Origin of the sequence: Pseudomonas jinjuensis, assembly GCF_900103845.1 — a bacterium.
Lineage (GTDB): Bacteria > Pseudomonadota > Gammaproteobacteria > Pseudomonadales > Pseudomonadaceae > Pseudomonas > Pseudomonas jinjuensis.
The window spans coordinates 51,738-72,691 of record NZ_FNIJ01000004.1 but is presented as its reverse complement, the minus strand read 5'-3'; the positions used below and the strand labels follow the sequence as shown (position 1 = coordinate 72,691).

Sequence of the window (20,954 nt, the reverse complement as noted above, 5' to 3'; positions counted from 1 at the left end):
ATGGGGTGTCCGGGTAGGGCGCATAACGCGCCAGCGTTATCCGCCATCCCATCGGCGTGGGCTTATCGGCGGATGAAGCGTTCCGCTTCATCCGCCCTGCACCACGAAGACAGTTGCTCCTAGGGTTGGCCCCACTGCAACTGTTCAGCCCCTCCCGCGAATCAACCGGTCCGCCTCCGCTGCCAGCGCTTCCAGCGCCGGCGAAATCTCCACCGGGTAAGGCGGCGCCGGGTCCAGGCTGTGCAGGGCCGGGGGCAGGCGGTCCAGCTGGCGGAGGGCGTTGGCGCGCAGTTCGTCCAGCGCGGGGGCCGGCTGCAGGCGCTTGCCGGCGCGCATCACCGGATGGATCAGCGCCTCGCCGTCGGCGTCATGCCCTTCCAGGGTCAGGGTGTCGCCGCAGCAATGGCCGTCGCCGTCGTAACGGCGGAACACCTGCTTGCGTCCCGGCCAGGTGGCCTTGCCTTCGGAGCGTTTGCGGCGTGGCTGGCCGGCGTATTCCTGCAGCTTGTAGGCGCAGTCCAGCGCCGGGGCGTCGGCCGAGGTGTCGAGGTGGGTGCCGACGCCGTAGCCGTCGATGGGCGCGCCCTGTTCTTCCAGGCGGAGGATCAGGTATTCGTCGACGTTGCCGCTGGCGAAGATGGTGGCTTCCCGCAGCCCGCCACGGTCGAGGATGGCGCGTACCCTGCGCGCATGCTCGCCGAGGTCGCCGCTGTCGAGGCGCACGCCGCGGATGCGGATGCCCTCCGCCGCCAGCCGCGGCGCCAGGTCGACGACCTTCTGCGCCGCCGCCTCGGTGTCGTAGGTGTCGATCAGCAGCACCACCGAGCCGGGCAGGCTATGGGCGAAGTGTTCGAAAGCCTCCACCTCGTCGGAGTGCGCCTGGATGAACGAGTGCGCCATGGTGCCGGCCAGCGGAATGCCGAACTGCGCGCCGGCCAGCACGCTGGCGCTGGCGGAGAACCCCACCAGGTAGCCGGCCCGTGCCGCGAGCAGGCCGGCCTCGGCGCCGTGGGCACGACGCAAGCCGAAGTCCACCAGGGTCTTGCCGCGCGCCACCCGCACCACCCGCGCGGCCTTGCTGGCGATCAGGCTCTGGAAGTGCAGCAGGTTGATCAGGCGCGACTCCACCAGCTGCGCCTCCGGCAGCGGCGCGGTCACCCGCAGGATCGGCTCGTGGGGGAAGAACGGCGTCCCCTCGGCCATGGCATGCACCTCGCCGGTGAAACGCAGGTTCGCCAGGTAGTCGATGAAGGCCGGCCTGAACATGCCCTGCCCGCCCAGCCACTCCAGTTCGGCCGGGGAGAAACGCAGGCCTTCCAGGTAGTCCAGGGCCTGCTCCAGGCCGGCGGCGACGTAGAAGTTGCGGCAGGCCGGCAGCTTGCGGGGGAAGAACTCGAACACCGCCGTTTCGAACATGTCGTGCTCGAAATAGCCCTGCAGCATGGTCAACTGGTACAGGTCGGTGAGCAGGACCCCGGGCGTGGCAAGGCGTGGTGGCTGGTGGGACATGGTGCATCCTCCCCGCTGGGCAGCTTCCTGAACGCTGCCAGAACACCGGCCGGTGGATTTGATCATTATCAAACAGAAGCGCCTGGCGCGTGAGCGAATGCCATCCGGATATGGCCAGACGGCGTTTCTGACGAAAGGGAAAGCAATCCGCCGAAGGACGTGTCGGACAGAACAGGGAGACTACCTATACTGTGGAGACGTTCCGCAGCCCCCTGGCTGGATGCTCGCCGATGTCAGGAATCGCTCCCCCCTGCCCACCCGGGTCATCGACCAAGTCGCGCGTACGCTGCCAGGACTGCAGCCTGAGCCGCCTGTGCCTGCCGGACAGCCTGCAGGACGACGAAATCGCCCAGCTCGACGGCATCATCCGCCGCAGCCGCCCGCTGCAGCGCGCCGAGTACCTGTTCCGCGCCGGCGAGCCGGTGGAGCACATCTATGCGCTGCGCTCCGGCTCGCTCAAGACCTACCTGCTGGACCAGGACGGCGGCGAACAGATCACCGCCTTCCACCTGCCCGGCGAACTGGTGGGGCTCGACGCCCTCAGCGCCAAGGTCTTCCCCAGCTATGCCCTGGCCATGGAAACCTCGCTGGTCTGCAGCATTCCGCTGCCGCAGCTGGAAGAACTGTCCGGCTCCATTCCGAACCTGCGCAAGCAGCTGCTCCACGCCCTGAGCCGGGAAATCCATACCGAACAGGAACACCTCAGCTTCACCCGCGGCAATTCCGAGCAGCGTCTGGCGGCTTTCCTCCTCAACCTGTCGGCGCGCTACAGCAGGCGCGGGCTGTCCGCGGTGAACTTCATCCTGCCGATGGGGCGCAGCGAGATCGGCAACTACCTGGGCCTGACCACCGAGACGGTCAGCCGCCTGTTCAGCCGCTACCGTCAGTTGGGCGTGATCGACAGCGCCGGCCGCGAAGTCCGCATCCTCGACTGGAACGGCCTGTGCCAGCTGGCCGGCAGCAATGCCTGATCCCTCGACCATGCCGAACGCGCAGCGCCTCTGCCTGTACGACGCCGCGGAGCTGGACGCCGTGCTGCAGGCCATGGCGCGGCGCGCCGACGTCCTCCTGCCGGCGGGCCGCAGCGCGCTGGTCGGCATCCTCCGCCGCGGCGAACCGCTGGCGCGCATGCTGCAGCAGCACCTGGTGCGCCATTGCGGGCGCGAGGAACTGCCGGTCCACGCGCTGAAGGTGAAACGCTACGCCGACGACCTCCGCCTGCTGCATCCGCAAACCGCGCTCACCGAAAGCAGCGAGCTGGCCGGCCTCGATCTCTCCGGAACCACCCTGCTGGTGGTCGACGACGTGCTCTACGAAGGGCATTCGCTGCTGCGCACCTGCGCCTACCTGGCGCAGCTCGGCGCCCGCGACGTGCATGCCGCCGTGCTGGTGGACCGGCGGGTGTGCCGGCAGCCGGTGCACGCCGGCATCGTCGGCGTCAGCCTGCAGGTGGCGCCCGACGACGTCGTCGAATGCAACGTGCCGCCCTACGAGCCGGAGTTCCGCATCGACCTGCTGCGCCACGGCCGGCAACGCGACTGAGGCGCGGCTCAGGACGCCGGCGCGGCCAGCCAGCGGCAGAACCAGTCGGCCGACAGCCGCGCCACCTCCTCCATTTTTCCGGGTTCCTCGAACAGGTGGGTGGCGCCCTCGACCACCTCCAGCCGCTGTTCGCAGTGCAGCGCCTGGCTGGCCTGGCGGTTCAGCTTCAGCACCAGCGGATCGTCGCCGCCGACGATCTGCAGGGTCGGCGCCGCCACCCGCGACAGCGCCTCTCCGGCAAGGTCGCTGCGCCCGCCGCGGCAGACCACCGCCCACACCCGCTGCGGGCGCTCCACCGCGCCCAGCAGGGCCGCGGCCGCGCCGGTGCTGGCGCCGAACAGGCCGAGGTGCAGACCGTGCAGTCCCGCGTCGTCATCGATCCGGTCGATCACCGCGACCAGCCGTTGGCTCAGCAGCGGGATGTTGAAGCGCAGCTCGCGGGACACGTTGTCCACCCGCTGCTCCTCCTCGGTGAGCAGGTCGAACAGCAGGGTCGCCAGCCGTCGCTCGCCGAAGTAGCGCGCCACCTGCCGGTTGCGCGGGCTCTGGCGGCTGCTGCCGCTGCCGTGGACGAACACCACCAGCCCCAGCGGATCGTCCGGCAGAAGCAGGTCGGCGCCCAGTTGCACCGTGCCCAGGTCCAGGTGCTGGTCTTGCAGAAAGGTCATGAGGCATCTCCAGTACGGCCGCTGCCGTTCATCTTGTGTTCCTTTTCCCGTTGCCAGGCGCGTTGCAGGAGGTCCACCACTTCCCGGTCCGAGGTCTGGGAAAAGTCCAGGTACCAGCGGCCGATCGCCATGAACAGCTCCGGGGTGAACGGGCAGACCACCTCGTCCACCTCGCCGCGCAGGACCGCCACGGTATCCGGCGGCGCCACCGGCACGGCGACGACGATCCGCGCCGGCGCCTGCTGGCGTACCGCCTGCACCGCCGAGCGCATGGTCGCGCCGGTGGCCAGGCCGTCGTCGACCAGGATCACCTGCTGGCCGCGCAGTTCCGGCGCCGGCCGCTCGCCCCGGTAGGCGAGTTCGCGGCGCTGCAGTTCGGCGTTTTCCTTGCGCGCCACCGACTCGATGGTGCGTTCGCCGATGCCGTGCATGTGCACCACGTCCTCGTTCAGCACCCGCACGCCACCGCTGGCGATGGCGCCCATGGCCAGCTCCGGATACGCCGGCACGCCGAGCTTGCGCACCAGCATCAGGTCCAGGCGCACGGCCAGTTCGGTGGCGATTTCATAGGCGACCGGCACCCCGCCGCGCGGCAGGGCGAGGGCGATGACGTCGGCGCGGCCGCGGTAGGCCTCCAGCAGTTGCGCCAGGGCCTTGCCGGCGGCGGAACGGTCGACGATGGGAAGTTCCAGGCCATGTATCCGGGTCATCTGGCGGCCCTCGCAGACGTGATTCGCTCGCAGCCAGCCGCCGCTCCACCCGCGCCGCAGGCACGGCTCGAATGATGGAACGGCGGCGCCCGCCGGCGGCTCACACGGCAGTCGTCGGCCTGATGGTCATGATACTGCTGGGAATCCGGTACAGGGTCTGCTCGGAGGTACTGCCGAGGATCTTCTCCAGCCCCTTGTGGCTCAGCGTGCCCATGACCACCACGTCCATGCGCTCGTGGGCGACGAAATCGGCGATCGCCCTGACCGGCGAGCCGATCACGATGTGCCGCTGCTTCTGCGGAATCCCGCCCTGCTCGGCCAACTCGTCGAAGCTGTCGCGCAGCTCGCGCTCCAGGTCCTCCTGCATCTCGTCGCTCCAGCCCAGCGGCGCAACGGCGTAGGCCATGTAGGCGGCCGAGCGTTCGTGGGCGTGCAGCAGGTGCAATTCGGCCTTGCACTGGCGGGCCAGCGCTCCGGCGGCGGCGACGATCCGCTCGTTCATGCCGCCGATCAGTTCCTCCGGCTGCGACAGGTCGACGGCGGCGACGATCCGGCGTGGCAGCGGATGCTCGGCGAAGCTGACCAGATGCATGGGCACCGGGCATTCGCGCAGCAGTTGCCAGTCCAGCGGAGTGACGAACACCCGCCGCAGGGCCGGTTCGTGGTTGCTGTCCTTGATCAGCAGGTCGGCGTGCAGGTCGCGCACGCGCTGGAGGATGTCTGCCAGCGGCGCATCGTTCCACACCGCCTCGGTGGTCACCTCGATGCCCTTGGCGCGCAGCCTCTCGGCTTCCACCTCCAGCCGCGCCTTCTGCTGCTGGACGAAGTCGGTGCGCAGCTGCACCAGGTAGCGCTCGCCGAGCCGCCAGGGGGTGGTGGCATTGCCGCCGAACACGACCATATGCAGGGCGGCGCCGCTCGCCTCGGCCAGCGCGGCGGCGCGTTGCAGCGCGGACGACGACTCCGCGACGGGATCGGCTATCAGCAGCAGACGTTTGAACTGGCTCATCTGGGGCCTCCGGAAAATCAGCTGCGCATCCCGCCGCCATGCACTTCAGGTCTGCGCCTGCAGGCAACCGGGTCCGTTTGCCGGTAGGAAGTTTCCGACATGCGACCAGCCTGCTCCCGGGGCTTCCCGGCCGGTTTGATTTTTATCAAGCCGTGCCGAATGTGCCCGGTAGCACCAGATAGCGGTCGTAGCGGCAGACCGGGCCGTCCAGCCACAGCGGATTGGCGTAGACGACCGCGCGGCAGCCGGCCGCGTACCGCATGCGCCGTTCCAGCCACAGCCAGATGCTGCCCGGCGCCATGCCCCGCCGCAGGCATTCCCCGGCCACCGCGCCCATGAAGGGTTCGGAGCCGCTGCAGAACAGCGCGTCAGGCCGGAAATCCGCCAGCAGTTCGCGCAGACGGCCGGGGAACGCTGCCTCGTCGGCTATCTCCAGGAAGGGGATTTCCCTGCGCCAGCGCCGGCGCGCTTCGCCGAGCACGTCGCCGCCCTGGTACGCAAGGTGGATCGCCCGCAGGCGGGTAGGCAGGTGCCAGTCGAGCGCCTCGTCCAGCACGCCCGCCAGGGCGGCGAGGCCGGGTCCTTCGCTGGCGACGAGCAGGCGCCGGGCGCGCACCAGCAACGGCCAGCCCCGGCCGAACGGGCCGCGATAGCCCAGTGCAGCGCCCTCCTCCAGCACCGACAGGACAGGACCGAGCGGCCCGCCACGGGGTATCAGCGCGCTGAAGCGACCTTCCGGGTCCGGCAGGCTGAGATAGGCGAACGGCGCCTCGCCGGCACCCGGCACGCTCAGCAGGAAGAACTGCCCGGGAATGGCCTGCGGGGCGGGCGCCTGCGGCCAGGCGATGCGGAAGCTGCAGTGCCAGGCGTCCGCACCCTCCTCGTGCCGTTCCAGCAGATGCAGGCGCCGCGGGGTCGGCTCGCTCATGGCGGGCTCAGGCGCCGGTCGGCGGGTGGAACGTGCGGGTGCCGGACATGCTGTGCATCGCGCTTTCCTCGCCAGGGAAACTTCGACTCAGGCTAGGAGCGGGGTCGGCCGCCCGGTTTGATCATTATCAAGGCGAGGCCAAATGCCGCGCACCCCGCTGCTCCCTGCCCGTGATGTCCCGCGCCGTACCCGCTTTTCGTAGGAGCGAGCTTGCTCGCGAACCCTTCGGTGCCCGGGCTGTTCGCGAGCAAGCTCGCTCCTACAGGGTCCCTTCCAGCGCCTGCCGCAAGGATTCCTCATGAGCCGGAAACAACGCCGTCAGCATGAGTTGCGTCGGCCACGGCCTGTGGCCCCACCCGCGCGATCGCTCCAGCGACTTCAACAAGCTCCTTGGATGCCTTCCCACACGGGAGCGTGGGAAGGATAAAAAGCCCGCCGGCGTTTCCGCCGGCGGGCCTTCTCTTCATCGTCCGATCAGAACGCCTGCGGCATCTCGCCCCGCGCCAGGCGGGCGTTGATGTCGCGGATCACCGCCGGCAGTTCGGCGATGGTGTCGATCAGGTAGTGCGGGCGCGAGCCTTCGAAGATCTGGCCGATGCGCTTGCGCTCGCTTTCCAGCTTGTCCGCCGGCAGCGCCTTGTACTCGTCCCAGGTCAGGCCGAGGGCGTTGCCCGAGCAGGTCAGGGCCACGGTCCACATGCCGGCGCGGCGGCCTTCGAGGATGCCCGGCCAGGTGTCGTCGACCTTGACGCAGGCGGCGACGTCGTCGATGCCGAGGGCGATCACGTTGGCCAGGGCCTGGGCCGGGTGCGGGCGGCCATTGGGTACTTCGTCGGTAGCGACCACATGGTCGGCGACGTAGCCCTTGGTGGCGGCCAGCTTGACCACCTTCTCCATCACCACCGCCGGGTAGCCGGAGCAGGAGCCGACCTTCAGGCCCATCTCGCGCACTTCGCCGATGGCTTCCAGGGCACCGGGGATGATCGCGGAGTGATCGGCGATCTTCTCGATCTGCAGCGGCATGAAGCGTTCGTAGATGGCGGTGACGTCATCATCGGTCGGCAGGCGGCCGAACTTGGCGCGGTAGCGCTCGGCGATCTCCGGGATGTCCAGCAGGGTGCGGATGTGATCCCACTTGCCCATGCCCATCGGCCCGCGGGCCTCGGCCAGGCTGACCTGCACGCCGAACTCGGCGAACGCCTCGACGAAGATCTGGGTCGGCGCGAAGGAGCCGAAGTCGACCACGGTACCGGCCCAGTCGAGGACCACGGCTTGCAGCTGTTGCGGTTGGTTGTAGTTCATCGGTCTTTATCCTTTCGTGAGTGGCTGCACAGCCGGTCAGATTTCGAAGACTTCCATTTCACGCAGCGTCTCGGCGATGGCCGCCACCGCTTCGCGCATGCCGTTGGCGTCGACCTGGCCGATGCAGCCGACACGGAAGGTTTCCACCTGGGTCAGCTTGCCCGGATAGAGGATGTAGCCCTTGTCGCGGACCCGGTTGTAGAAGTCGGTGAAGCTGTAGCGCGGGTCGCGCGGGGCGTGGAAGGTGACGATGATCGGTGCCTGGATTTCCGCCGGCAGGAAGCTGCGGAAGCCGAGCTTGCCCATCTCGCTCAGCAGCGTCTGGCAGTTCTGTGCGTAGCGCTTGTGCCGGGCTTCGAGGCCGCCCTCTTCCGCGTACTGGGTCAGCGCCTCGTGCAGCGCGGCAACCACGTGGGTCGGCGGGGTGAAGCGCCACTGGCCGGTCTTGGCCATGTAGGCCTGCTGGTCCTGCAGGTCCATGGACAGGGAGTGGCAGTTGCCGGCGCTGGCCTGCAGCGAGCTGGTCCGGGCGAAGACGAAGCCCATGCCGGGCACGCCTTCCAGGCACTTGCCGGAGGCGGCGATCAGCGCGTCGAAGGGAATCCGGCGGGCGTCGATTTCCAGCGCGCCGAAGGAGCTCATGGCGTCGATGATCAGCCGCTTGCCGTGGGATTCGATGACCTTGGCGATCTCTTCCAGCGGGTTGAGGATGCCGGTGCTGGTTTCGCAGTGGATCAGCGCGACGTGGGTGACGGTCGGATCGGCTTTCAACAGGCGGTCGACGTCCTCGGGAGTGGTCGGCACGTCCTCGGCGGTTTCGAAGGTGCTGAACTCGCGGCCGATGACCTGGCAGATCTTCGCCAGGCGCTTGCCATAGGCGCCGTTGATCAGCACCAGGACCTTGCCGTCGCGCGGCACCAGGGTGCCGACCGCGGCTTCCACGGAGAAGGTGCCGCTACCCTGCAGCGGTACGCAGGTGTGGGTCTCCTCGCCGTGGATGATCGCCAGCAGACGGGCGCAGACATCGGCGGTCAGCTGGTTGAAGTCGTTGTCCCAGGAACCCCAGTCGACCAGCATCGCACGGCGGGTGCGGGGGGAAGTGGTCAGGGGACCGGGGGTCAGCAGGATGGGGGCGCGCTCGGCGGTGCTCATGCTCGATTCCTCTACAGGGGAACGTCAGGCGGGTTCTTGTTGCGCCGCGAAACCAGGTTCGCTCGCGGCTTGGGCATAACTTGCCGTCCGGCCATCTATCGTTCAAATTGTTTGTCATGATGCTAGCCATAAGTGGGACATATAGGTCATGAACCTCTTCCAGTTGCGCGCCTTCGACGCCGTCGCCCGCGAACGCAGCTTCACCCGCGCCGCAGAGCGGCTGTTCATCAGCCAGCCGGCGGTGACCGGGCACATCAAGGCGCTCGAGGAGTACTACCAGGTCAGCCTGTTCCGCCGCACCGCGCGCAGCGTCGAGCTGACCGAGGAAGGCCGGCGCCTGGCCGCGATCAGCCGCACGCTGTTCGCCCTGGAGGAAGAAGCCGAGGCGCTGCTGGACGCCAGCCGCCAGTTGGTCAGCGGACGCATCGAGGTCGCCGCCGACGGCCCGCACCTGGTGATGCCGATGCTCGCCCGGCTGCGCGAGCGCTATCCCGGCATCACGGTGAACCTGCGCCTGGGCAACGCCCAGGAAACCCTGGGAGCGCTGCTCAGCGAGCATGTCGATATCGCCGTGGTGACCGAGGTGGAGCCGCGCAACGGGCTGTATCTGCGTGACCTGATCGAATCGCGCATCTGCGCCCTGCTGCCGGACGGCCACCCTTGGGCGGACCGGCAGGACATCGCCCTGGCGGAGCTGAACGAGCAGATCATGGTGCTGCGCGAGCCGGACTCCATCACCCGCCGCACCTTCGACAGCGCCTGCACCGCTCAGGACGTGCAGCCCCGCGTGCTGCTGGAACTGGACAGCCGCGAGGCGGTGACCGAGGCGGTGGCTTCGGAACTCGGGATCGGCATCGTCTCCTCGCTGGAAGTCAGCCGCGATCCCCGCGTGCACGCGGTGCCGCTGGTGGGCGACGGGCTGGTGAACCGGCACATGATTGGCTGCCTGGAGCGGCACCGGGGGTTGCGGGTGGTGAGTGCGTTTCTGGAGTTGGCGGAGGAATAACCTACCGAGAGCGCCCCCTGTAGGAGCGGGCCATGCCCGCGACCGTGCTGTCGCGCGCATGGCGCGCTCCTACAAAGAGCATCGTGCCGTTACGCCACATTCGGTGTCCGGGGAAATGTAGGGTGGATGGCGCTTTTCCATCCACCATTGCGGGGCCGCATGCGCGGCCATGGTGGATCGATGGAGCGTGATCCACCCTACGCCAGTGCCATCAATTCCCACGCGCCGGCGCAATCCACAACGCCCCCAGCGGCGGCACGTCGAGCAGCAGCGAATGCGGCTGGCCGTGGGCGGCGTCGGCGGTGGTTTCCAGCGCACCCTGGCTGCCGGCGCCCGATCCCGCATACGCCTCGCTGTCGCTGTTGAGCAGCACCTGCCAGGTACCGGCCGTCGGCACGCCGATGCGGTAGCCGTTGCGCGGCACCGGGGTGAAGTTGAGGACCACCAGCACCGGCGGCTGGCCGGCGCTGTGGCGCAGCCAGGCGAACACGCTGTTGCGCTGGTCGTCGCCGATCAGCCACTGGAAGCCTTCCGGCCGCTCGTCGCAGCCGTGCAGCGCGGGTTGGGCGCGGTACAGGGCGTTGAGGTCGCGCACCAGGCTCTGCAGGCCGAAGTGTTCGGCGTAGCGCAGCAGGTACCAGTCGAGCTGCTCGTCGTGGTTCCACTCGCGCCACTGGCCGAATTCGCTGCCCATGAACAGCAGTTTCTTGCCCGGATGGCTCCACATGAACGACAGGTACAGGCGCAGGTTGGCGAACTGCTGCCAGCGGTCGCCGGGCATCTTGCCGAGCAGCGAGCCCTTGCCGTGCACCACCTCGTCATGGGAGATCGGCAGGATGAAGTGCTCGGAGAAGGCGTAGAGCAGGCCGAAGGTCAGCTGGTGATGGTGGAAGCTGCGGTGCACCGGGTCGTTGCCGATGTACTGCAGGCTGTCGTGCATCCAGCCCATGTTCCACTTGTAGGAGAAGCCCAGCCCGCCCTCCCCGGCCGGCCGGCTGACGCCCGGCCAGGCGGTGGATTCCTCGGCGATCACCAGCGCGCCCGGCGCCTCGCTGGCGACCACGTCGTTGAGGTGGCGGAGGAATTCGATGGATTCCAGGTTCTCGCGGCCGCCGTGGACGTTGGGTATCCACTCGCCGTCCTTGCGCGAATAGTCGCGGTAGAGCATCGAGGCCACCGCGTCCACGCGCAGGCCGTCGATGTGGTAGCGGCGCAGCCAGTGCAGCGCCGAGGCGAGCATGAAGCCGTGCACCTCGCTGCGGCCGAGGTTGTAGATGTAGGTGTCCCAGTCCTGGTGGAAGCCCTCGAAGGGGTGCGCGTATTCGTACAGGGCGGTGCCGTCGAAGCGGCCGAGGCCGTGCTCGTCGGTGGGGAAATGCGCCGGCACCCAGTCGAGGATGACGCCGATGCCGGCCTGGTGGCAGGCGTCGACGAAGGCGGCGAAATCCGCCGGCGAGCCGTAGCGCGCGGTGGGCGCGAACATCGCCAGCGGCTGGTAGCCCCAGGAGCCGCCGAACGGATGCTCCATCACCGGCATCAGTTCGATATGGGTGAAGCCCAGGTCGCGCACGTAGGGGATCAGCCGTTCGGCCAGCTCCGCCCAGTTCGGCGCGCGGCCGTCGACGTGCTGCCAGGAACCGGCGTGCAGCTCGTAGATCGCCATCGGCTGGTCGTGACCCTGGCGTTCCCGGCGCGCGGCCAGCCATTCGTCGTCGTGCCAGTCGAAGTCCAGCGGCGCGGAGACCCGGGACGCCGTGGCCGGCGGCATCTCGCAGGCCAGCGCCAGCGGGTCGGCCTTCAGCGGCAACACGCCGTCCGCGCCGAGGATTTCGTACTTGTACAGCTCGCCGGCCTGCAGCCGCGGGACGAACAGTTCCCACACGCCGCTGGGGTAGCGCAGGCGCATCGGATGGCGGCGGCCGTCCCAGTCGTTGAAGCCGCCGACCACCGACACCCGCCGCGCGTTCGGCGCCCACACGGCGAAGCGCACGCCGGAGATGCCGTCCTGCTCCAGCAGCTGCGCGCCGAGGCAGGCGCCGAGGTCGCGGTGGTTGCCCTCGGCGAACAGGTACAGATCGGTCTCGCCGAGCAGCGGGCCGAAGGCGTAGGGGTCCTCGGTTTCGTGCTCGCCCTCCGGCCAGCGGATGCGCAGGCGATAGGGCACCCGCTGCGGCAGGCGCAGGCTGAACAGCCCCTCGGGGTCTTCCCGCTGCATCGGCCCGAGCGGTTCGCCGCTGCCCGCGTCGATCAGCTCGACCTCCTCCGCGCCGGGCTGCCAGGTGCGCACCAGCCAGCCGTCGCCATCGGCCCGGGGGCCCAGGAAGGCGAAGGGGTCGCCGTGCTCGGCGCATCGCAGGCGCTGCAGGTGGTCGGTTGCATCGGTCATTGGCATTTCCCTTGGATGAATCGTCATGAATGAATTCCCTTCAAATGTCGCGCCAACTCCAGCAGGCCCTGCATGGGGACTTCGAGCATTTCCGGGTCGTGTTCGCTTGCGTGGAGGATTTCGCCGGCGGCCTGTTCCAGGCTGAACAGCGCCAGGGCCGCGGACTCGCCGTCGCGCGCGTGCCATTCGTGAGGGATGCCGGCGGCGGCCAGGCGATAGGCGTCGAGCAGGGCCGTGCGCGACGCGGCGCGGTATTCGTGGGCGATGCGCTGGCATGCGGCGGCGGCTTCCGCGGAAGTATCCACCCCCTGCAGGCTGCGCGTCGCCATGGCGGCATGGTCGAAGGAGCGCAGCAGGCCGGTGACGTCGCGATACGGGCTGTGGCGCAGGCGGCGCTGCTCCAGCGGCCGGGCCGGGTCGCCCTCGAAGTCGATGAAATACGCATCGCCCTGCACCACCAGCACCTGGCCGAGATGCAGGTCGCCATGCACGCGGATCAGCAGCCCGCCGGCAGCCATCTGCGCAAGCCTGCCGATGATGATCTGCAGGTCCGGCTGCGCGGCCAGCAGCCACTCCAGTTCCTCCAGATGGCTGCCGGCGAAGCGTTCGCGGGCGGCGTCGAGGGCGCCCATGGCGCGCTGCAGCTGGGCGCCGACGGACACCGTCCAGGCAGCGCTGTCCACTTCGCCGGAAGCCCGGCTGCCGAATTCCGGCTCATCCGCCGGCTGCGCCAGCAGCAGGTGCATCTCGCCCAGCCGCCGGCCGAGGGTGGCGGCGAAGGCGCGCAGTTCGCCCAGCGCGCCGAACTCGTCTTCCGGCGGCCGCTCGCCGCCGGCCAGCTCGTCGCGGATCGCCCGTTCCAGGTTGTTCAGCGTCCAGCTCCAGGCGTCGCCCTGGTTGCTCAGGTAGGTCTGCAGGATCATCAGGGTGTGCGGCTGGCCGGCGGCATCCACCCGGCGCACCTCGCCGAGCAGTGGCGCGCTGTTGGCGTAGCCGCGGGCGCTGAGGAAGGTGCCCATCTCCACTTCCGGATGCACGCCGGACCGCACCCGGCGCACCAGTTTGAGCAGCATGCCGCCCCCGATCAGGGCAGAGCTGTTCGACTGTTCCGCCGAGAGCAGGCGGATCTCGCCTTCCTCCAGCGGCTCGATCCCGGCCAGCGCGGGCTGCGGCAGGAACTGCACCTCGCCCGCCGCGCCCTGCAGCAGTGCACCATCACGCAGCAGGCGCAGCACCTCGCGGCAGAAGCGCGGCACGCTGAAGGCGTCGGTGAGCAGGCCGACCCGCCGTCCGCGGCGCAGGCGCGCCAGGGCCAGCTGCTGCGGCATCTCGCCGGGCGTGCTGCCCTTCACCGGCACCGCGGCCAGCGGCAGCTGGTAATGCTCGCCGCCGTCCGGACCCTGTACTTCCAGTTCGGCCAGCAGCGGCGCCGCATCGCCCTCGCCGAGCGGCATGACGTAGAGCAGCCGGACCGGCCGGCCATCCAGGTGCTCGGCCGGGAACCAGCGGCGCTTGCCGAGGTAGACCGGCAGCGATTCGCTTTCCAGCAGGCGCCGCGGCCGCTCGTTCATCACCTCGTCGAGGCGCTGGGCCAGCACCAGGGTCGGCATTTCCGGCATGCGTTCCTCCGGCGCCACGTGCCAGCCCGGCATCTGCGAGGCGTCGGCGAGGAGGAACCAGTAGAAGCCGTAGGGCGGCAGGGTCAGCAGGTAGCTGAGCTGGCCGATCGGCGTGAACGAGGCGCCGCCGACCATTTCCACCGGCACCCTGCCCTTGTACGCCGCCAGGTCCAGCTCCACCGCCTGTGCCGCGCGCGACAGGTTGGCGACGCAGAGGATGCGTTCCTCGCGGCCTTCGCCATCGTCGTATTCGCGCAGGTAGGCGAGGATGCGCCGGTTGCTCGGCGACAGCAGCTTCATGCTGCCGCGGCCGAAGGCCTTCTGCTGCCCGCGCACGGCGAGCATGCGGCGCATCCAGTTGAGCAGCGAGTGCGGGTCGCGCGACTGCGCCTCGACGTTGATGGTCTGGTAGCCGTACAGCGGATCGAGGATCGGCGGCAGCACCAGGCGCGCCGGGTCGGCGCGGGAGAAGCCGCCGTTGCGGTCCACCGACCACTGCATCGGCGTGCGCACGCCGTCGCGGTCGCCGAGGTAGATGTTGTCGCCCATGCCGATCTCGTCGCCGTAGTACAGGGTCGGCGTGCCGGGCATCGACAGCAGCAGGCTGTGCAGCAGCTCGATGCGTCGCCGGTCGCGCTCCACCAGCGGCGCCAGGCGCCGGCGGATGCCCAGGTTGAGGCGTGCGCGCGGGTCGGCGGCGTAGTAGTTCCAGAGGTAGTCGCGCTCGTCGTCGGTCACCATTTCGAGGGTCAGCTCGTCATGGTTGCGGAGGAAGATCGCCCACTGGCAGTTGTCGGGAATTTCCGGCGTCTGGCGCAGAATGTCGCTGATCGGGAAGCGATCCTCCTGGGCGATCGCCATGTACATGCGCGGCATCAGCGGGAAGTGGAAGGCCATGTGGCACTCGTCGCCGGGGCCGCCGTCCTCGCCGCCGAAATACGGCCGGGTGTCCTCCGGCCACTGGTTGGCCTCGGCCAGCAGCATGCGGTCGGGATAGCTGGCGTCCAGCTCGGCGCGGATGCGCTTGAGCACGGAGTGGGTCTCCGGCAGGTTCTCGCTGCTGGTGCCGTCGCGCTCGATCAGGTAGGGAATCGCGTCCAGGCGCAGGCCGTCGACGCCCATGTCCAGCCAGTAGCGCATCACCCCGAGCACCGCGCGCAGCACCTGCGGGTTGTCGAAGTTGAGGTCCGGCTGGTGCGAGTAGAAGCGGTGCCAGAAGTACTGGCCGGCCACCGGGTCCCAGGTCCAGTTGGACTTCTCGGTGTCGATGAAGATGATCCGCGTGCCGGCGTATTTCTCGTCGCTGTCGGACCAGACGTAGTAGTCGCGCGCCTTCGAGCCCTTCTTCGCGTGGCGCGCGCGCTGGAACCAGGGATGCTGGTCGGAGGTGTGGTTGATGACCAGCTCGGTGATCACCCGCAGGCCGCGCCGGTGCGCCTCGGCGATGAAGCGGCGGGCGTCGGCCAGGCTGCCGTAGTCCGGGTTGACCCCGCGGTACATGGCGATGTCGTAGCCGTCGTCGCGCAGCGGCGAGGGATAGAACGGCAGCAGCCAGAGGGTGTTCACGCCCAGCTCGGCGATGTAGTCGAGCTTCTCGATCAGCCCGGCGAAGTCGCCGATGCCGTCGTTGTTGGCGTCGAAGAACGACTTCACGTGGACCTGGTAGATCACCGCGTCCTTGTACCAGAGCGGATCGTCGAGAAAGGGACGGGCCTTGTGGTTGCGTTTCGCCATGGGAAGCTCCTCAGCTCGGGGCTGCCGACCCCAGATTTCCGAACCCATCGGCGGGCAAAAAGTTCAGGCGGATTGGCTTCGGGCAGGTTGCCGGAGGCATGTTGCGGGGCTGTGAAGAATCTGTTCGCGAGCAAGCTCGCTCCTACAGGTCGACGCCGGCCCATGCAGGAGCGAGCTTGCTCGCGAATCCCTTGTAGCGGGCCATGCCCGCGACCGGTCACCCCCTGTACGGCACCCGCCATATCTCGCTGGCGTACTCGCGGATGGTGCGGTCCGAGGAGAACCAGCCGACCCGCGCTGTGTTGAGCATCGCCGCCTTCCACCAGCGGTTGGGCTTGCGCCACAGCGCCTCGACCCGTGCCTGGGCGTTCCAGTAGTCGTCGAAATCGGCGCAGACCATGAAGCGGTCGTCATGCCGCAGGCCGTCGATCAGGCCGCGGTAGCGGTCGACGTCGTCCGGCGAGAACACCCCGCTGCCGATCGCCCGCAGCGCTTCCTCCAGGCGCGGCGAGGCGGCGATCTCGGCGGCCATGGCGAGTTCGCCGCTGTTCCTGCGCGCCTCCACCTGCTGGGCGTTGAGGCCGAAGATGAACATGTTCTCCGGGCCGATGCGCTGGCTCATCTCGACGTTGGCGCCGTCCATGGTGCCGATGGTCAGGGCGCCGTTGAGGGCGAACTTCATGTTGCTGGTGCCGGAGGCTTCCAGGCCGGCGGTGGAAATCTGCTCCGAGAGGTCGGCCGCCGGGATGATGCTTTCCGCCAGGCTGACGTTGTAGTTGGGGATGAACACCACCTTGAGCAGCCCGCGCACCGTGGGGTCGCCGTTCACCGTGCGGGCGATGTCGTTGGCCAGCTTGATGATCAGCTTGGCCGCGTGGTAGCTGGGCGCGGCCTTGCCGGCGAAGATCTTCACCCGCGGGATGCGGTCCGGCGTCGGGTCGTCGCGGATGTCCTGGTACAGCGCCACGGTGTGCAGCAGGTTGAGCAACTGGCGCTTGTACTCGTGGATGCGCTTGACCTGCACGTCGAACAGCGCGTCCGGGTCGAGAGCCACGCCGAGCTGCTCCTCCACCAGCGCCGCCAGGCGCACCTTGTTGTGCCGCCGCTGCTCGGCGAACAGCCGGCGCAGGTGGCTGGTCTCGATGTGCGACTCCAGTTCGCGGAGGGTGGTTTCCGGGCTGTCGAGGATGCCGTCGCCGAGGGTTTCGCGCAGCAGGCCGGTCAGCTCGGGGTTGGTCTGGAACAGCCAGCGGCGGAAGGTCACGCCGTTGGTCTTGTTGCTGATCCGCGCCGGATACAGGCGGTGCAGGTCGCGGAACACCGTCTCGCGCATCAGCTCGGTGTGCAGCGCCGACACGCCGTTCACCGAATGCGAGCCGAGGAACGCCAGCGCGCCCATGCGCACGCGCCGGCCGTTGTCCTCCTCGATCAGCGACACCGCGCGCAGCAGGCCGAAGTCGTGGATGTCCTGAGCGCGCAGCGAGTCGATGTGGTAGGCGTTGATCAGGTAGATGATCTGCATGTGCCGCGGCAGCAGGCGCTCCATCAGCGCCACCGGCCAGCTTTCCAGCGCCTCGGGGAGCAGCGTGTGGTTGGTGTAGGACAGGGTCGCCACGGTCAGCGCCCAGGCCGGGTCCCATTCCATGCCGTGGACGTCCATCAGCAGGCGCATCAGCTCGGCCACGGCGATCGCCGGGTGGGTGTCGTTGAGCTGGATCGCCACCCGCTCCGGCAGGCTGTCCAGCGGATGGCTGCGCAGGTGGCGCTGCAGCAGGTCCTGCAGCGAGGCGGAGACGAAGAAGTATTCCTGGCGTAGGCGCAGTTCCTGGCCGGCTTCGGTGCTGTCGGCCGGATAGAGCACCCGCGAGATGCTTTCCGCGCGCACGGTGTCGGCCACCGCGCCGAGGTGGTCGCCGGCGTTGAAGCGGTCCAGCTTGAGGATGTCCTCGGCGCGCGCCCGCCACAGGCGCAGGGTGTTGACGCTGGCGCGGCGCCAGCCGACCACCGGCATGTCGTAGGCGATCGCCCGCACCCGCTCGTGCGGCTCCCAGACCTGGCGGGTCGCGCCACCCTCCTCCGTCACGCTCTGCACGCTGCCGCCGAAGCCGACGCTGAAGCTGAATTCCGGCCGCTCGAATTCCCAGGGATTGCCGAAGTCCAGCCAGGTCTCGGTGTGCTCCTGCTGCCAGCCGTCGCCGATCATCTGCTTGAACAGGCCGTGCTCGTAGCGGATGCCGTAGCCGTAGGCGGGGATGTCCAGGGTCGCCATGCTTTCCATGAAGCACGCCGCCAGCCGGCCGAGGCCGCCGTTGCCCAGCGCCGCGTCCGGCTCGGCCAGGCGCACGCGCTCCAGGTCCACGCCCAGTTCGGCCAGCGCCGCGCGGGCGATTTCCAGCAGGCCGAGGTTGCTCAGGTTGTCGACCAGCAGGCGGCCGATGAGGAATTCCAGCGACAGGTAGTAGACGCGTTTGCTCCCGCTGCGGTCGATGGAGCGGGAGGCTTCCTCCCAGTGGTCGACCATGTGCTTGCGCGCGGCCAGCGCCAGGGCCTCGAACCAGTCGTGGTCGTAGGCGTCGGCGGGGTCCTTGCCTACCGCGTAGCGCAGGCGGTTGAGGACCGCGTGCCTGAATTCCTCGACCTTGTCGCGATCGGGAGCGGGAAATTGCGTCATGGCTGCCTCCTGCAAGCTGTGCTGGATGGGCGTGTACGGTGACACACATGGATGATGAGTCCATGAAGCGTCACGAGAGTTCAGCGTAGGCAGGCGATATCGCAAGAGAGTTGCCGGCCCGCGGCGGGCTGGCAGGAATCCGCCGGCGGTGACTCAGTCCTCGAGTCCCAGTTGCCGGCGCATGGTCCGGGTCAACGATTGGCGGGTATTTTTCCACTCGTCCCAGGGGTCGTCCCGGCCCCGCAGTTCGAGTCGTTCCGCGACATTATGGATGTTCCAGGCGTTGGCTGCCGGTATTTCGTCCAGCTCCTCGCGGGCCACCGGCACCGACACCGGCAACCCCGGCCGCGCGCGCAGCGACCAGGCGCACACCGTGCTGGCCGAGCGGCCGTTGCGCAGGTAGTCGATGAAGATCCTGCCGACCCGGTTCTTCGGCCCGGAAACGGCGCTGATGCGGTCCGGCATCAATGCCGCCATGTGCCGGGTGATCGCCTCGGCGAATCCCTTGACCTCGTCCCAGCCGTGCCGGCGCTGCAGCGGCACCAGCAGGTGCATGCCCTTGCCGCCGCTGGTCTTGAGGAAGGCGCGCAGGCCCAGTTCGTCGAGCAGCACCAGGGTCAGGCGGGTGGCTTCCAGCATGCGCGCCCAGGGCAGTTCCGGATCGGGGTCGAGATCGAGGACGAAGCGGTCGGGACGCTCCAGTCTGTCGGCGGTGGCGTTCCAGGTGTGCAGTTCGACCGTACCCATCTGCGCCACGCCCGCCAGCGCCTCGGCCGAATCGATGCAGAGCAGCGGCTCGTGGCCCGGATCGAGACTGCGATCGAGCAGCCTGACGCCGGGAATTTCCCTCTGCGAGGCATGGCGCTGGAAGAACAGTTCGCCGCCGATGCCGTCCGGCGCGCGCAGCAGCGACACCGGCCGCCCGGCCAGCCAGGGCAGGATGCGTTCGCTGGCGCGCTCGTAGTACTCGGCCACCTCGAGCTTGGTGGCGCCGCTGTCGGGGTCGATGACCCGCTGCGGATTGCTGATGCGCACGCCGCGGACCAGCGGCTTGCCGGACCTTGCGTGCTTCTCGTGGTTGTCCTCGCGGCCAGCGGGTTGCGCCTGCTCGGTGGTGATCGCGCGGGCCGGCTTGTCCTCGCGCAGGCCCTGGAACACCGCCTGGCGGACGATGCCGTCGCGGGTGATTTCGGCGAACGCCACTTCGCCGAGCAGCTTCGGCGTCAGCCAGGTGACCCCGGCGGCTTCGCGGCCGCGGGGCGGGTTGTCCAGCGCGCTGCGTTCGCGCCGCAGCGGCAGCAGGCGCTTGTGCAGCGCGGCCAGGCTGGCGGCGCTGAAGCCGGTGCCGACCTTGCCGGCATAGCGCAGCCGGCCCTGCTCGTCGTGCAGGCCGAGCAGCAGCGCGCCGATGTGCCGGCGCGTGCCCTTGGGCTCGCTGAAGCCGACGATGACGAACTCCTGGCGGCGCTTGCACTTCAGCTTGATCCAGTCCCGCGAGCGGCGTTCCTGGTAGGTGCTGCCGGCGCGCTTGCCGATCAGTCCTTCCAGGTCCAGGCGGCAGGCGTGGGCGAGAATGTCCTGCGGTTCGCCGGTCAGCTCCTCGGAAAAGCGCAGCAGCGGCTGGTCGACACCCTGCATCAGCCGGCGCAGCGCTTCGCGGCGGGTTTCCAGCGGCTGCCGGCGCAGGTCTTCGCCGTCCAGCCACAAGAGGTCGAAGAGGACGTAGCGCACCTCCTCCTCATGGCCCTGGTCGAAGGCGTTCTGCAGGCGCTGGAAGTCCGGCCGGCCGTCGTCGTCGGTCACCACCAGCTCGCCGTCGAGCCAGGCCTCGTCGAGCGCCAGCCCGGCCAGCGCCCTGGCCTGGCGCGGCAGGCGGCGGGTCCAGTCGTGGCCGTTGCGGGTCAGCAGGCGAACTTCGCCGTGGTCGATGCGGGCGAGGATGCGATAGCCGTCGAGCTTGATCTCGTAGCGCCAGTCGCCGGGCGGCGGCGCGTCCAGCAGGGTCGCCAGTTGCGGCGAAAGCTGCTCGGGCAGCCTGCCCTTCCTTTCATGGGGCTTGCCGGTCTTATGGGGCTTGCCGGCCGCACCTGGGTGTTCGCCCGCCTCCGCGGGCAACGGCCTGCCGCTGATCACGCTCTGCGGTTGCTCGGCCAGCACGTCATGCTGCGGAAAGTCCCGCGCCAGGGCGTCGCGGCCCTTGATCAGGAACCATTGCGGCTGGCGCCCGCGCAACTGGGTGCGCACCAGGCTCCAGCTGCCGCCGAGCTTCTCGCCATGCAGTTCGAACTTCAGATGCCCTTCCGCCAGTCCTTTCTCGGGATCGCCCTCGGGCGTCCAGTAGCCGTGGTCCCAGACGATCACGTCGCCGGCGCCGTAGTGTCCTTCCGGGATATGCCCTTCGAAGTCGGCGTAGTCCAGCGGATGATCCTCCACCTCGATCGCCAGGCGCCGGACGCTGGGGTCGAGGCACGGCCCCTTGGGCACCGCCCAGCTCTTCAGCGTGCCGCCCAGTTCCAGGCGGAAGTCGTAGTGCAGGTGGCTGGCGTCGTGCTTCTGGATCACGAAGGCGAGCGTTTCCTCCCGCCGCCGGCCGCGCCCCGGACGGGGCTCGGGAGTGCCGCTGAAGTCGCGCTTGCGCGCGTATTCGTCGAGTTTCGCTGCGCCGGGCATGGCGTCCTCCTGGGCGGACCGCATCTCCTGCGGTCGACTGGCCGGCCC

14 protein-coding genes and 1 pseudogene are annotated in these 20,954 nt (G+C 69.0%); 4 read left to right on the top strand and 11 right to left on the bottom strand.

The window, feature by feature from the left end; genetic code table 11:
• Positions 1 to 144 precede the first annotated feature (144 nt).
• Positions 145 to 1,509: a nicotinate phosphoribosyltransferase gene (locus BLR75_RS06710; protein ID WP_084314333.1), complete on the bottom strand. Its 1,365-nt coding sequence runs from the start codon at positions 1,507 to 1,509 to the stop codon at positions 145 to 147.
• A 230-nt stretch (positions 1,510 to 1,739) separates the two neighbouring features.
• On the opposite strand from BLR75_RS06710, the gene fnr reads away from it, so the two are divergent.
• Both fnr and BLR75_RS06700 read left to right on the top strand, forming a co-directional pair.
• Entirely contained in the window at positions 1,740 to 2,480 is a 741-nt protein-coding gene (fnr, locus tag BLR75_RS06705; protein ID WP_084314332.1) for a fumarate/nitrate reduction transcriptional regulator Fnr, read from the top strand.
• Positions 2,473 to 3,051, top strand: a complete 579-nt coding sequence (locus BLR75_RS06700) for a phosphoribosyltransferase (RefSeq protein ID WP_084314331.1) — start codon at positions 2,473 to 2,475, stop codon at positions 3,049 to 3,051. Before fnr ends, BLR75_RS06700 begins: the two co-directional genes overlap by 8 nt.
• A gap of 8 nt (positions 3,052 to 3,059) precedes the next feature.
• Here BLR75_RS06700 and BLR75_RS06695 read toward each other — a convergent pair whose 3' ends face one another.
• The 4 genes from BLR75_RS06695 to BLR75_RS06680 all read right to left on the bottom strand — a co-directional run bounded on the left by BLR75_RS06695 (position 3,060) and on the right by BLR75_RS06680 (position 6,366).
• The gene (locus BLR75_RS06695; RefSeq protein WP_084314330.1) at positions 3,060 to 3,719 is read right to left on the bottom strand and encodes a dienelactone hydrolase family protein; all 660 of its coding nucleotides are present in this window, start codon (positions 3,717 to 3,719) and stop codon (positions 3,060 to 3,062) included.
• A complete protein-coding gene (locus tag BLR75_RS06690; protein ID WP_084314329.1) occupies positions 3,716 to 4,429 on the bottom strand; it encodes a phosphoribosyltransferase in 714 nt (237 codons plus the stop codon). The genes BLR75_RS06695 and BLR75_RS06690 overlap by 4 nt, the downstream gene beginning before the upstream one ends.
• A gap of 100 nt (positions 4,430 to 4,529) precedes the next feature.
• Positions 4,530 to 5,438 (bottom strand): universal stress protein, encoded by a 909-nt coding sequence (locus BLR75_RS06685; RefSeq protein WP_084314328.1) that lies wholly within the window; start codon positions 5,436 to 5,438, stop codon positions 4,530 to 4,532.
• 145 nt (positions 5,439 to 5,583) lie between these two features.
• The gene (locus BLR75_RS06680; RefSeq protein WP_084314327.1) at positions 5,584 to 6,366 is read right to left on the bottom strand and encodes a ferredoxin reductase domain-containing protein; all 783 of its coding nucleotides are present in this window, start codon (positions 6,364 to 6,366) and stop codon (positions 5,584 to 5,586) included.
• Between the two features lie 323 nt (positions 6,367 to 6,689).
• On the opposite strand from BLR75_RS06680, the pseudogene BLR75_RS26960 reads away from it, so the two are divergent.
• Positions 6,690 to 6,755: pseudogene (locus BLR75_RS26960) on the top strand (hypothetical protein); the annotation flags it as partial.
• Between the two features lie 85 nt (positions 6,756 to 6,840).
• Here the strand turns inward: BLR75_RS26960 and phnX are convergent.
• Positions 6,841 to 7,668, bottom strand: a complete 828-nt coding sequence (phnX, locus tag BLR75_RS06675) for a phosphonoacetaldehyde hydrolase (protein WP_084314326.1) — start codon at positions 7,666 to 7,668, stop codon at positions 6,841 to 6,843.
• A 36-nt stretch (positions 7,669 to 7,704) separates the two neighbouring features.
• Positions 7,705 to 8,820 (bottom strand): 2-aminoethylphosphonate--pyruvate transaminase, encoded by a 1,116-nt coding sequence (locus BLR75_RS06670; RefSeq protein WP_084314325.1) that lies wholly within the window; start codon positions 8,818 to 8,820, stop codon positions 7,705 to 7,707.
• Between the two features lie 148 nt (positions 8,821 to 8,968).
• Between BLR75_RS06670 and BLR75_RS06665 the strand changes: the two genes are divergently transcribed.
• Entirely contained in the window at positions 8,969 to 9,826 is an 858-nt protein-coding gene (locus BLR75_RS06665; RefSeq protein ID WP_084314324.1) for a LysR substrate-binding domain-containing protein, read from the top strand.
• 211 nt (positions 9,827 to 10,037) lie between these two features.
• On the opposite strand, the gene glgB is transcribed toward BLR75_RS06665, so the two are convergent.
• From glgB to ligD, 4 genes are all read right to left on the bottom strand, one after another.
• Positions 10,038 to 12,218 (bottom strand): 1,4-alpha-glucan branching protein GlgB, encoded by a 2,181-nt coding sequence (gene glgB, locus BLR75_RS06660; RefSeq protein WP_245726117.1) that lies wholly within the window; start codon positions 12,216 to 12,218, stop codon positions 10,038 to 10,040.
• 17 nt (positions 12,219 to 12,235) lie between these two features.
• The gene (treS, locus tag BLR75_RS06655) at positions 12,236 to 15,565 is read right to left on the bottom strand and encodes a maltose alpha-D-glucosyltransferase (RefSeq protein WP_084314322.1); all 3,330 of its coding nucleotides are present in this window, start codon (positions 15,563 to 15,565) and stop codon (positions 12,236 to 12,238) included.
• 217 nt (positions 15,566 to 15,782) lie between these two features.
• Complete coding sequence (locus tag BLR75_RS06650; RefSeq protein WP_084314321.1) at positions 15,783 to 18,236, bottom strand: glycogen/starch/alpha-glucan phosphorylase; 2,454 nt, start codon at positions 18,234 to 18,236, stop codon at positions 15,783 to 15,785.
• A gap of 153 nt (positions 18,237 to 18,389) precedes the next feature.
• Positions 18,390 to 20,906, bottom strand: a complete 2,517-nt coding sequence (gene ligD / locus BLR75_RS06645; protein ID WP_084314370.1) for a DNA ligase D — start codon at positions 20,904 to 20,906, stop codon at positions 18,390 to 18,392.
• Between the last annotated feature and the right edge of the window lie 48 nt (positions 20,907 to 20,954).

Coding starts and splice junctions, on each gene's coding strand:
- BLR75_RS06700 (WP_084314331.1), top strand. CDS start 2,473: ATGCCTGATCCCTCGACCATGCCGAACGCGCAGCGCCTCTGCCTGTAC.
- glgB (WP_245726117.1), bottom strand. CDS start 12,218: ATGCCAATGACCGATGCAACCGACCACCTGCAGCGCCTGCGATGCGCC.
- treS (WP_084314322.1), bottom strand. CDS start 15,565: ATGGCGAAACGCAACCACAAGGCCCGTCCCTTTCTCGACGATCCGCTC.
- BLR75_RS06690 (WP_084314329.1), bottom strand. CDS start 4,429: ATGACCCGGATACATGGCCTGGAACTTCCCATCGTCGACCGTTCCGCC.
- BLR75_RS06710 (WP_084314333.1), bottom strand. CDS start 1,509: ATGTCCCACCAGCCACCACGCCTTGCCACGCCCGGGGTCCTGCTCACC.
- BLR75_RS06695 (WP_084314330.1), bottom strand. CDS start 3,719: ATGACCTTTCTGCAAGACCAGCACCTGGACCTGGGCACGGTGCAACTG.
- fnr (WP_084314332.1), top strand. CDS start 1,740: ATGTCAGGAATCGCTCCCCCCTGCCCACCCGGGTCATCGACCAAGTCG.
- BLR75_RS06685 (WP_084314328.1), bottom strand. CDS start 5,438: ATGAGCCAGTTCAAACGTCTGCTGCTGATAGCCGATCCCGTCGCGGAG.
- phnX (WP_084314326.1), bottom strand. CDS start 7,668: ATGAACTACAACCAACCGCAACAGCTGCAAGCCGTGGTCCTCGACTGG.
- BLR75_RS06665 (WP_084314324.1), top strand. CDS start 8,969: ATGAACCTCTTCCAGTTGCGCGCCTTCGACGCCGTCGCCCGCGAACGC.
- BLR75_RS06680 (WP_084314327.1), bottom strand. CDS start 6,366: ATGAGCGAGCCGACCCCGCGGCGCCTGCATCTGCTGGAACGGCACGAG.
- BLR75_RS06650 (WP_084314321.1), bottom strand. CDS start 18,236: ATGACGCAATTTCCCGCTCCCGATCGCGACAAGGTCGAGGAATTCAGG.
- ligD (WP_084314370.1), bottom strand. CDS start 20,906: ATGCCCGGCGCAGCGAAACTCGACGAATACGCGCGCAAGCGCGACTTC.
- BLR75_RS06670 (WP_084314325.1), bottom strand. CDS start 8,820: ATGAGCACCGCCGAGCGCGCCCCCATCCTGCTGACCCCCGGTCCCCTG.